Here is an 11,607-nt window from a genome sequence, read left to right as displayed (position 1 = left end):
CGCTGCCATTGTCGATTTTTAAAACTCGTCCGTGCTTTCCCTTCAAACAGCCTGCCAATGGCAATTGAAGGAGCAGACATGCCACGCCTCACCCCACCCGCCAGTACCTCACCACGCACATTGCCCAGGCTTTTATTGGGTGCAGCAGTCGTCATCCAGGTCGGTTTTATCCAGCCGCTGACCAACAAGGCCAGCCAGGCCTGTGCAGAACAAACACTTCAGGCTTACCGGATTGCGCCTGGCCCGCTCGGCGCGGCATTGAACCAGTTTGCACGCGATGCAGGGGTCGTACTTTCGTTCGAAACCGCATTGACCGATGGTCGTCAAACCCCCGGTTTGCAGGGCCGCTACAGCGTGGACCAGGGGTTCGCAGTGCTGCTTCAAGGTACCGGGCTGGAGGCGCTCAGAACCGGAGACAACTATCTGCTGACGGAAAAAACAGCAGGCAGTACTGCGTTGCAACTGGGCGCCACCAACGTCAATGCCAGCGGCCTGGGTGATACCACGCAAGGCACTGGCTCCTACACCACGGGGGGTGCCCGGACCGCAACCAAACTGCCGCTGTCGATCCGCGAAACACCTCAGGCGGTCAGTGTGATGACCAGCCAGCGTATGCGTGATCAGGACTTGGTGAGCCTGGAAGACGTGCTGGCCCAGGCGCCTGGCGTGCTCTACAAGAAAAAGAGCAATGCTTCGGACGATGAAGTCGGTATCTTCTCGCGTGGCATGAAGGTCGAAACGTTCCAGGTGGACGGCATTCCCACGGTATTCGAGCCCTCCATGAGCAGCCAGTCGAACGACATGGCGGTCTATGACCGGGTCGAGATCGTGCGCGGCTCCACCGGGCTGCTCAGCGGTACCGGCCAACCTTCAGCCACCATCAACATGGTGCGCAAGCGGCCAACACGCGAGTTCGCTGCCTCGGTCCAGGGCAGTGTCGGCTCTTGGGACAATTACCGCACCGAGGTCGATGTTTCAGGCCCGCTGGTGGAAAACGGTACCGTGCGTGGGCGCCTGGTCGGTGCCTACCAGACCGCCAACTCCTTCACCGACCGCCTCAGCACCGAGCGGCAGGTGGCCTACGGCATCATCGAGGCGGACCTGAGCGAGCGCGATACCGTGAGCTTCGGTATCGACTACCAGGTGCGCAATTGTGACGCCTGCGGGTACTTCGGCTTCCCGGCGTTCTACAGCAATGGCCAACGCACCGACTTCAAGCGCTCGTTCAACTCCGCCGCGGACTGGAGCCATGCCGACCGCCAGCGCACCTCGATCTTTGGCACCTACGAGCACCGCTTCGACAATAACTGGCTAGCCAAGGTCGCGGTGACCAATGTGCGTGACGACAATGATATCGAGTACGGCTGGTTCAGCAGCTTCGGCTACCCCAACCAACAGACCGGTGCCGGTACCGGGCTGTTCATGGCAAAGTGGCCGAGCAAGCCCGAGCAGAACTCGCTGGACGCCTATATCACCGGCCCCTTCAACCTGTTGGGGCGTGAGCACGAATTGGTGGTCGGGGTCAGTGCCATGCGCTACCGCAGCAACACCGGCGCCTATCCGTTGTGGTATGACCGCAGCGGGAGTGGCTGGGACCCGGCGATCCCCAATGTGTTCGAATGGCGTGGCGATATCGACAAACCGCCACTCGACCGCCAGGGCGACGTCAAGTACAGCCAACGCCAATACGCCGCCTACAGTACTGTGCGCCTGAAACCCACCGATGCTCTGTCGGTAATCCTCGGCACGCGCCTGAGCTACTTCAAGCTGGATCAGTCGATGATCTACTACGGTGACCCCATCGACTATGCGCCGGGTGATGGCAAGAAACGAGAAAATGGTGAGCTTACGCCCTACGCCGGCATCGTCTATGACCTGAACGAGCATCACTCGATCTACGCCAGCTACACCAGCATCTTCAAGCCACAATCGAGCAAGACCGTCCAGGGAACCTTCATGGACCCTACCGAAGGCGACAGCTATGAGGTGGGTGCGAAAGGTGAATACTACGACGGCAGGCTCAACCTGACTGCCGCGCTGTTCGAGTCAAAGATCAGTAATTACCCTGTTGACTCAGGCCTGACCGACCCCAACTCGTTCGCCACCCTGGTGCAGCCGGCGGATGTGAAAATCAAAGGGCTTGAGTTGGAAGTAGCGGGGGAGGTGCTGCCGGGTTGGCAGATGCAAGCGTCTTACAGCCACGTCAACACGTATTATCCTGACGGTGTGGACGTCAACGTCGGCTTTCCAAAAAACGCCTTCAAACTGTTCACCACCTATGACCTGACCGGTGACCTCAATCGCTTGACCCTGGGCGGCGGCATTCGCTGGGAAAGCGCAACCAGTTACGGCAACACCGAAGTGATTCCGGGTACTACCCTGAAGGCCAGTCAAGGCAGCTATGCCTTGGTTGACCTGCTGGCACGCTACCGGTTCGACGACCACTTCACCGGTACCGTCAATGTCAACAACCTGTTCGACAGGAAATACTACGCCAGCACCAGTGTTTACAGTGATCTTTACGGGGAGCCCCGTAGCGTGACCGCCACATTGCGTTGGGAGTATTGAAAGGCTGCTGGACTTGTGGGGGCCGCGGCCCCGGTATTCAGAAGTGTGCTTCGGGTCGATAGCTGTCGGTTGTGAATGACCGCTTTCGACCCGAAGCAGCCGCTGAAAAAGCCGCTTCGTGAGCGCTACGCGCACTCTGTGGGAGCGGGCGCGCCCGCGAACACCGGCGGAGCCGGTGCCAGGCTCCGCGGTGGATTCTTCGCGGCGGTTCGACGCCTCGACGTGCCCGCTCCCACAAACATTGCTGTTCGGCTCACTGGCTGCTTCGGGTCGATAGCGGTCATTTACACCGGCCCGAAGCGGACATCGTGCAATCAGGAAAGACCATAGGATTGAAGGCAGGTGTGGCACTATTCGCAGCCATGCAAGCACAGTGCTCGCTATGCGCCGCCCGGCCTGAGTTCCCAGCAACTCCCTGTGCTGGGGGGCGACCAATATCGATGATTTGTTCGCTGTAGGTCGAAAACGGTCATTCGCACCCGGCAGCTGTCGACCCAAGGCAGGTGCTGACAAACTGAGTTCGCGGGCGAATCGCGCACACTGTGGGAGCGGCTTTAGCCGCGAACACCGGCAAAGCCGGTGCCAGCCAACGCGTCGCCTGCTTCGCGGCTAAAGTGTTCTGGTCAAGTTCTGCCGGACACCGATTACGGTGATCATGCCGCCTGCTGCTCCATAGCTATCGGCGACAGGTAGTTGTTGTGGCTGTGGAGCCTGATTCGGTTGTATCGCATGAAGAAGCTGGTCATATCCTGTCTAGCTTCATCAATTTCCTTGTAACCTTTGCTGGGTACCCACTCTGACTTGAGCGTCCCAAAGAAGCGTTCTGTTGGTGCGTTGTCCCAGCATTGCCCTCTGCGGCTCATGCTTTGTGTTATCCCGTGCTCTAGCAGCTCGGATTGGAAGCGCTGACTGGTGTATTGGCAGCCTTGATCCGAGTGAAACATCAAGCCGGCATGTTTACCTCGAACGCCCACCGCCATCCTCAGTGCCTTGCTAACCAGATTGGCGTCGTTGATTAGCGAAAACGCCCAACCAACGATCCGGCGGGCGAACAAATCAATGACTACTGCCAGGTGATACCAGCGTTTCCCGACCATCAAGCTGGTAACGTCGCCGCACCAGACTTGGTTGATGGCTGTTGGCTCAAAGTTACGTTCGAGCAGATTCTTGGCCACATATGCCTCGACACCCTTGGAGCGATACTGATGCCGGCGGCGCTGCCTACTGGCCAGGTTCGCCTCCTCCATGAGCTTTCGGGCCAGGTAACGCCCCACCTTAAGCTGTTGGGCTTTCAGGCACTGAGAGATCATCCTCGCGCCCGCACTTCCCCGGCTTTCGACATGCAATTGAACGACTTTTTCTCTGAGCCCGTTACGCTTGGTATTCAGTGCCGAACGGCGGCGAAGCCAGTCATAAAACGCGCTGCGGGAAACGCTCAACGCACTGCAAAGCAGGCTGGTCGGATACAGGCCTGACTCTCTCAGTTCCTCGATCAGGAAAAACGATCGGGATCCGACATCAAGAGAGCTGTAGCCTTTTTTAAGATTTCGGCCTCGGTCTCCAAGCGCTTAACCTTGGCCCGCAGCTCCTGGAGTTCTCGCTGTTCGTCGCTGATTGCCTTGGTACCTGCTACTGGCTGGCCCTTCTGACGCTCTTTTCGAACCTGATCAACCCAGCGGCGCAGCGCCGTAGGGCCGACCTCCATCGACGCACAGACGTCTGGAATCGAGCCGTTGTCATCAAGAACCATGCTGGCGGCACGTTGCTTGAACTCGCGGGTATAGGTCTTTCGCTCTTGCATGGAACCTCCTGATTGGGCGAATCATATCGCCCTTAAGAGGTGTCCGGGATCATTAAGCCAGTTCAAAGCCGCTCCCACAGAAGTCGTGGATAGCTTGCGGGTGGTATTCATCGGTGGCAGCTATGGGTCGAATTGCAGCCCGTGAGCCGAACAGCAATCTTTGTGAGAGCGGGCGCGTCGAGGTGATGAACCGCCGCGAAGAATCCAACGCGGTCGGCGGGCCATAGGGCGTTGCGCGCGTAAATTCCACGCATCCCCTAAGCCCCGCCCACAATGGTCGGGGCTTTTTCATGCTCCGATCATGAACACCCATCATAAGGAGTATGAGCATGTTGGAGATCCGCCCAGCCAAGTACAGTGACGCCGAGGTCGCTTTCGATATCCGGCTTCAGGCTATAAGGCACCAGTGTATTACCGTCTACACGCCAGAACAGGTTCAGGCCTGGACGCAGGTCCCGTTGACGGAGCGGTACCGGGCCAGTGTCGAGCGCCATTACCACATTGCATGGCGGGGCGAAGTAGCGGTTGCCACGGGGTTTGTTGATTTCCAGTCTGGTGAGCTGGGTGCTGTATTTGTCCTGCCCGGGTTCATGGGGCAGGGAATTGGCAAGGCCATGATCCACCACCTGGAGCGGCTGGCGCTTGAGGCCGGGCTTGCCGAAATACATCTGGACGCGACCCCGAATGCTACTGCGTTCTACCACCGGTGTGGCTACCTCGGGGAGGAAAGCGGCATCTATACCTCGCCTTCGGGGCTTGAACTGGCATGCACACCCATGCGCAAGCGATTGATCGGATGAACAGGGTAGGGGAAGGCGAAACAGCGTTTTGCTCCGACGGGTTTCGACTTGAAGCGGCCGGTGAGCCGAACAGCAATCTTTGTGGGAGCGGGCGCGTCGAGGCGTCGAACCGCCGCGAAGAATCCACCGCGGAGCCTGGCACCGGCTGCCCCGGTGTTCGCGGGCGAGCCCGCTCCCACAGAGTGCGCGTAGCGCTCACGAAGCAGCTTATTTCAGTGGCAGCTTTGGGTCGAACGCGGCTGATCGTGAATGACCGCTTTCGACTCACAGCGAAAAAGCTCCCCAGCGACATCTATGTGACGTGGACAGGCCCCGTGCCTACGCACCCAGAGCCCGTTTCAACACTTCGTAGATTCTGGCGTCACCCGATTGAGCAACGTTGAAACGCAGAAAATCCCCCGCCATCATCGACTGGCTGAAGGCATTTCCGGGTGCCAGCACCACACCTTCCGGCAAACACGCCCTGGCCAGTGTTGCGGCATCCTTGCCGTGAGGCAGTTGGCACCAGGCATACATGCCAGCCTGGGGGATGATCCAGGGCTTGATACCTATGGCCTGAAGCCTCGCTACCGTTTTGTCCATGTGCTCGGCCAACCGAAGGCGAACACTCTCCATGTGTTTTCGGTACCCGCTATCAGTAATCGCGTGATGGATGAGGTCTGCGGCCAGGCGCCCACCGCCGAATGTGGTCGCAATCTTGAGGTCGACCAGGCTTTCGATCCATTCCCCGCGAGCAGCAATGTAGCCGCACCGAACCGAGGCTGAGATGGTTTTGGAGAAGCTGCCTATCTGGATGACACGAGCAAGGCCGTCGAAGGCCGACAGCCGTGGCGCGGGCGTATGCTCGAAGTCGCCAAAGATGTCGTCCTCGACAATCACCAGGCTGGAGGTGTCGGCCAGCTTCAGCAACTTGTGCGCCGTGACCGGTGAGAGGGTGGCCCCGGTCGGGTTGTGGATGCCGGAATTCGTGATGTACAACCGCGGCGAGTGCGCGAGCAGGGCAGCGCCGAACGCATCGATGTCCGGGCCCGTCGGCGTGTAGGGCACGCCGACCACGTTCACCCTGTGTGCTTTGAGCAGCGCGTGGAAGTTGAAATAGCAGGGGTCGTCTACCAGTACTGTGTCGCCCGGTTCCAGCAGAAAACGGCAAATAAGGTCGATGGCGTGAGTGCCGGATTCCGTCAGCATGATCTGTTCCGGAGCGGCTTCGATCCCCATGCCTGCCAGGCGTCGCGACAAAAACTGCCTGAGCGGAGCGTACCCAAGCGGTGAAGCGTACTCGGTCAGTTTTGCCGCGTCAGACCGGGCAACGGTTCTAAGCGCCTTACGCATGCCGGCTTCGTACATCCATGAAGGCGGTAGCCACCCGCAGCCGGGTTTCAACGCATCGATGGAGGTTTCAAGCGACTGTCGCGAAATCCACAGCGGGTCGACCACACGATCGAACCTGGGGCCAAGTTCGGTCAGTGCCAAGGGCGCCACTGGCCCCGCCACGTAAAAGCCGGAGCCTGGGCGAGCGCTGAGCACGCCCTCTGCCATCAGCCGCTCATAGGCCTCAAGGACGGTAGACACCGAGACCTGCATGGCTTGGGCCATGGCCCGCACGGAGGGAATTCTTGTGCCGGGTGTGTAGGTTCGGGAGGCGATCCTGGACTGGATTTCGCCCATGACCGTTTGAATTCGCGTTCCGCTGCGTTTCATCGCGCGCTCAACTGTGCTGGTTTCATATGCATAACAGTTCGGTTCAACTGTATTGGATTGTACATGGCCTTGATAAACCCGTCAGTGGTGTACTGAACACAGGATTATCGAGGACTTACCGAATGGAAAAAACAACAAGCGGATGGATTAACGGCTTTATAGGCGTCGCAATTTTTGCGGGCTCGTTGCCGGCAACCCGTGTGGCAGTGGCGGATTTCGAACCGACGTTTCTGACCTGTGCCAGGGCAACCATTGCCGCCTTGCTGGGTGCGCTCTTCTTGATCGTGTTGCGCCAGCCTCGGCCGAAACGGAGTGATTTGTGGTCATTGGCGATAACAGCGCTTGGCGTTGTCATCGGTTTTCCGCTGTTGACGGCACTGGCCCTGCAGCATGTCACCTCAGCTCATTCCATTGTTTTTGTCGGGCTGTTGCCCCTGTGTACCGCAGGCTTTGCCGTGCTGCGGGGTGGTGAGCGCCCCCAGCCGCTGTTCTGGTTGTTCTCGATGATCGGTGCTGGCCTGGTCGCAGGTTATGCGTTGATGAATGGTGGTGACGGCTCGGTGGTGGGCGACCTGCTGATGATGGCTGCGGTCGTTGTGTGTGGGTTGGGGTATGCGGAAGGGGCGCGACTGTCGCGGACATTGGGTGGTTGGCAGGTGATCAGCTGGGCGTTGCTTGTGGCGTTGCCGTTCATGCTGCTGCTGACGGTCGCTAATTTTCCAGCGCCTGATACCTTTGCCAAGGTAAGCGCCCCTGCATGGTTCAGCTTTGGCTACGTTTCACTGTTCAGCATGCTGATTGGCTTTGTGTTCTGGTACCGGGGGCTGGTCCAGGGCGGGATTGCGGCTGTGGGCCAATTGCAACTTTTCCAGCCGTTCATGGGGCTTGGCCTAGCCGCGTTGCTGCTGCACGAGCACGTCAGCTGGATGATGCTTGTGGTCACGCTGGGGGCTGTCATCTGTGTGGCCGGGGCCAAGAAATACGCACGTTGAACCGGCAGTGGCGGTAACCAGGCCTACCACTGCCAGCAAGCATTCAGAACCCTTCCAGCACAATCTTGCCGCGTGCTTTTCCACTTTCGATCATGGCGTGCGCACGCTTGAGGTGCTCGGCGTTGATGGTGCCGTAGTGCTCGCCGAGGGTTGTCTTGAGTACGCCATCATCGACCAGCCGGGCCACGCGGCCGAGCAGTTGATGCTGCTTGATCATGTCCTCGGTCTTGTACAGGGAACGCGTGAACATCAGCTCCCAATGCAGTGAAAGCGACTTGCGCTTGAGCGGCATCACATCCAGCTGTGCCGGGTCGTCGATCAGCGCCAGCTTGCCTTGCGGGCGTAGCACTTCCACCAGTTGCGCAAGGTAACTGTCGGTGTGCGTGAGGCTGATCACGTAGTCGACCTGGTTCAGCTTGAGTTCTTCCAACTGCAACGGGATCGACGCGCTGTGATCGATAACATGGTGAGCGCCCAGCGCCTCGACCCAGGCCTGGGTTTCGGGCCTTGATGCGGTGCCGATTACCGTCAGCTGGGTGAGCTTGCTGGCGAGCTGGACCAGGATCGAACCCACCCCTCCGGCGGCACCGATCACCAGCAGGCGCTGGCCTTTGCCACCGTTTTCTTCAATGCCCAGGCGGTCGAACAGCAGCTCCCAGGCAGTAATGGAGGTGAGCGGCAAGGCGGCGGCACTGGCGTTATCCAGGCTGCGGGGCTTGTGCCCGACGATGCGCTCATCCACTACGTGTACCTCGCTATAACTGCCCGGGCGGTCAATCGCCCCGGCGTAGTACACCTCATCGCCTGCCTGGAACAACGTGACTTCCGGCCCCACTTCGCGGACCACGCCGACTGCATCCCAACCCAGGATTTGTGGTTGCTCACCGCCGCGGCTTGCGCGGATCTTGGTATCCACCGGGTTGACGGCAATGGCCCTGACTTCGACCAAGAGGTCGCGGGGGCCGGGTTTTGGCGTGGGCAGTTCTGCGTCATACAGTGCTTGCGGGTCGTGAATCGGCAAACCGGGCTGGGTGTAAACGACGGCCTTCATTGGCGCTACCTCCAAGGGTTATGAAAAAGTGAGAGCAGGCTATTCCTTTCGATTCACTCAAAAAATAGCCTGAATGCAGTAAGACTTTCTCGCCTGTGATGAAAATGGTGTGAGGCTCGGGCCATTGCTGATCACTTGGCGCTGTAGCGCGGCGCCAGCTGGCTGCTGGAAAGCTGGCCGAACAATGCCTGTCGGCTGGCTTCGTAATGGTCGAAGGCTTGCAGATCGTGTATCGACGGCAGGGAGATCAGCACGCCGCTGTCGAAGTCCTGCGGGGCACCGTCAACCAGATCCTGGGCCGACATCACGATGGCGGGGTCGAGGTTTTCGAGCGGCAAACCGCCTGTCTGCCAAAAACTCGGTGGCGGTAGCACGGGGCATCACTGCCTGCACTTGAACGCCGGCATAGGTGAGGCGGGTGAGGGCGGTAACGTTGAGGCGGGGTAGAGGAGATGCCAAGGCGATCCGTCGCCAAGGCTTGCAGAGGTTAACGGTTCTTGTCTGTCATCCCGCCGTCCTGGTCTTTATCGGCTTGTGAGGCATCATCCATGTTGCCGTGGCGGGCGTTGTCTGATTTCTTGTCCGGGGAGTGGCCGCCTTTTGCACCTTGCTGATTGGCACCGCTCGCCCGCCCGGGATCCTGGCCCTGCTTGTCCTGCCAGGCCCCTTGGCCGCCCTGTTGATGCTCTTGAGGTTTGCCGCCAGACATCTGACCGCGTTGCTGACCGGTTTTGTCTTGTTCGTTAGCCATGATCTTGAACCTCGCATGTTCACACAGAAAAAGCTGTGTTTACGTGTGAGGGCCAGCTGGCTGCGGTTGCTCAGACAACTTTCAGGCTAGCAGACGAGGTGCGCGAAAATACCCATCCCTCAATCAGTTGTGTCGTAAAAGCTTGCAGGCTGGCGCAGGGGTTTGCGCACTCAATGGATAATTCACGCACCGTGCGGGCAGCCCTTTGCGGCCCGCGAGCGGTGCCTTGGAGACTAGGCGGCGTTCAATGGCTTGGCGTTGGCGGCTTTTCTAACGCTTACCGCGCCCCACAACAGCCCGATGGAGGCAGCAACGAGCGACCCGGTGAGGATGCCGAGCTTGGCTGCACCCAGTGAACCTGGGTCGCCAAAGGCGAGGTTGGCGATAAAGATCGACATGGTGAAACCAATGCCTGCCAGCAAGCCGATCAAGGTAATGCCACTCCAGGTCACACCCTTGGGCAGTGCACACCAACCCAGGCGCACCATTAGCCAGCTGACGGAGACGATGCCCAAGGGTTTGCCCAGTACAAGTGCCAGGCTGACAGCGAGCATCACGTGGTATGGCCCTTCGGAGGACAAGTCCACCCCGGAAAGCCCGACCCCGGCATTGGCCAGCGCGAACAGCGGCATTATCACGAAGGCTACCCAAGGGTGCAGCGCACTCTGCACCCGCACCACAGGCGGTACCAGGTCACGCTGGGCAAGCCGCAGGCGTTTCAGCGGCTGGATCAAGTTGCTGCTGTCCTGCTGTGGTGCTTTTACACTGCCAAGCAGATCGTTGGAAAACCGCTTGACGGCGTCCACAGGGCGCTCACCCATGGGGGCTGAGCGCACGGGTGTCATGAGCCCGAGCACCACGCCAGCCAAGGTGGGGTGGGCACCGGTCATCAGTACGCCAAGCCAGGTAATCGCGCCGGGAATAACGTACGCATAGGCCGAACCAACGCCGATCTTCTGCAACCCGACAACCAGCAGGATGCCAACGATGGCAACGCCAAAGCCTGTGTAGTCCAGGCCGCCGGAATAGAAGATGGCAATGATCAGCACCGCGATGATGTCGTCGATGATCGCCAGCGCCAGCAAGAAGATTCGCACGTTGGACGGGATCGATTTGCCAAGCAGGGCGAGCACGCCGACGGCGAAGGCGATGTCGGTGGCCGTGGGCACAGCCCAGCCGTTCTGTTCTTGCGGTGCATGCGCGAACGCCAGGTAGATCAGCGCCGGTACAACCACGCCGCCCATGGCTGCTGCCATGGGCAAGGTAGCCTGGCGCAGGCTCGCCAGCGCGCCTTCGTGGATTTCTCGGCGGATCTCCATGCCGACCACCAGGAAGAAGATGGTCATCAGGCCATCATTGACCCAGAAGTGCAGGGATTGCGAAAAAACCATCGACCCCACACCGAACGTGAGCGGTGTGTGCCAGAGCGAATCGTAGCTATCAGCGAGTGAAGAGTTAGCCCAGGCGAGTGCAGCCAGGGCGGCGATGAGCAACACCACACCACTCACGGCCTCGACATGCAGGAAGCGCTCTAGCGTGGCGAGCGCACGACGGGCAAGTTGCTGGGCAAGGGGGATTCGAATTTTTTGCATAGGCGCAAGTAACCCCGCAAGGCGGCCCGACCTGCGCTGATATTTAACCTGCGTCACTGCGTTATGCAGTTAGCACCCGGGGGCAAGTCTATCATCCGAACGCAGTTTTGCGCAGAGGGATTGTGCCGCTGCTTTTGCGCTGCAGCATCGCCGGGGCGGGCGCAGGGCTGACTAGTGAGGTTTATGGTGTGCGCGGCGGCAGCGTTCGGAACAGTAGCGTACGTGTTCCCAGCACTTGGCCCACCGCTTGCGCCAGCTAAACGGCAAACCGCACGCGGCGCAGATCTTGCTGGGTAGGAACGGCTTCTTCATGGGGTGAAGTGTCCCATACGCAGTTGCTGGCAGGTTTCT

The 11,607-nt window shown here is 59.6% G+C and carries 10 protein-coding genes and 1 pseudogene; 3 read left to right on the top strand and 8 right to left on the bottom strand.

Annotated elements, in window-relative coordinates:
- Positions 1-78: 78 nt before the first annotated feature.
- Entirely contained in the window at positions 79-2,568 is a 2,490-nt protein-coding gene (locus ACIQUI_RS05215) for a TonB-dependent siderophore receptor (protein ID WP_403195556.1), read from the top strand.
- A gap of 653 nt (positions 2,569-3,221) precedes the next feature.
- Here the strand turns inward: ACIQUI_RS05215 and ACIQUI_RS05210 are convergent.
- A complete protein-coding gene (locus ACIQUI_RS05210; RefSeq protein ID WP_403195716.1) occupies positions 3,222-4,052 on the bottom strand; it encodes an IS3 family transposase in 831 nt (276 codons plus the stop codon).
- Between the two features lie 8 nt (positions 4,053-4,060).
- Positions 4,061-4,369 (bottom strand): transposase, encoded by a 309-nt coding sequence (locus ACIQUI_RS05205; protein WP_226343021.1) that lies wholly within the window; start codon positions 4,367-4,369, stop codon positions 4,061-4,063.
- Positions 4,370-4,698: 329 nt separating this feature from the next.
- Between ACIQUI_RS05205 and ACIQUI_RS05200 the strand changes: the two genes are divergently transcribed.
- On the top strand, positions 4,699-5,169 hold the full coding sequence (locus tag ACIQUI_RS05200) for a GNAT family N-acetyltransferase (protein ID WP_403195554.1): 471 nt from the start codon (positions 4,699-4,701) through the stop codon (positions 5,167-5,169).
- A 318-nt stretch (positions 5,170-5,487) separates the two neighbouring features.
- Here the strand turns inward: ACIQUI_RS05200 and ACIQUI_RS05195 are convergent, their stop codons facing one another.
- On the bottom strand, positions 5,488-6,870 hold the full coding sequence (locus ACIQUI_RS05195) for a PLP-dependent aminotransferase family protein (RefSeq protein WP_403195553.1): 1,383 nt from the start codon (positions 6,868-6,870) through the stop codon (positions 5,488-5,490).
- Between the two features lie 122 nt (positions 6,871-6,992).
- Here ACIQUI_RS05195 and ACIQUI_RS05190 point away from each other — a divergent pair, with 122 nt between their 5' ends.
- The gene (locus ACIQUI_RS05190; RefSeq protein ID WP_403195550.1) at positions 6,993-7,862 is read left to right on the top strand and encodes a DMT family transporter; all 870 of its coding nucleotides are present in this window, start codon (positions 6,993-6,995) and stop codon (positions 7,860-7,862) included.
- 43 nt (positions 7,863-7,905) lie between these two features.
- On the opposite strand, the gene ACIQUI_RS05185 is transcribed toward ACIQUI_RS05190, so the two are convergent.
- The 5 genes and pseudogenes from ACIQUI_RS05185 to ACIQUI_RS05165 all read right to left on the bottom strand — a co-directional run bounded on the left by ACIQUI_RS05185 (position 7,906) and on the right by ACIQUI_RS05165 (position 11,568).
- Positions 7,906-8,913, bottom strand: coding sequence for a zinc-binding alcohol dehydrogenase family protein (locus tag ACIQUI_RS05185; RefSeq protein WP_403195549.1), 1,008 nt, complete (start codon positions 8,911-8,913; stop codon positions 7,906-7,908).
- Between the two features lie 131 nt (positions 8,914-9,044).
- A pseudogene (locus tag ACIQUI_RS05180) lies at positions 9,045-9,321 on the bottom strand (SDR family oxidoreductase); the annotation flags it as partial.
- A 79-nt stretch (positions 9,322-9,400) separates the two neighbouring features.
- On the bottom strand, positions 9,401-9,664 hold the full coding sequence (locus ACIQUI_RS05175) for a stress-induced protein (RefSeq protein WP_403195546.1): 264 nt from the start codon (positions 9,662-9,664) through the stop codon (positions 9,401-9,403).
- Between the two features lie 233 nt (positions 9,665-9,897).
- The gene (gene nhaA, locus ACIQUI_RS05170) at positions 9,898-11,256 is read right to left on the bottom strand and encodes a Na+/H+ antiporter NhaA (RefSeq protein WP_403195543.1); all 1,359 of its coding nucleotides are present in this window, start codon (positions 11,254-11,256) and stop codon (positions 9,898-9,900) included.
- Between the two features lie 171 nt (positions 11,257-11,427).
- Positions 11,428-11,568, bottom strand: coding sequence for a DUF2256 domain-containing protein (locus tag ACIQUI_RS05165; protein WP_403195540.1), 141 nt, complete (start codon positions 11,566-11,568; stop codon positions 11,428-11,430).
- Positions 11,569-11,607 lie beyond the last annotated feature (39 nt).

The sequence above is a fragment of the Pseudomonas sp. NPDC090592 genome (assembly GCF_044769185.1).
Taxonomy (GTDB): domain Bacteria; phylum Pseudomonadota; class Gammaproteobacteria; order Pseudomonadales; family Pseudomonadaceae; genus Aquipseudomonas.
This window is presented reverse-complemented; position numbering and strand designations above follow the sequence as displayed.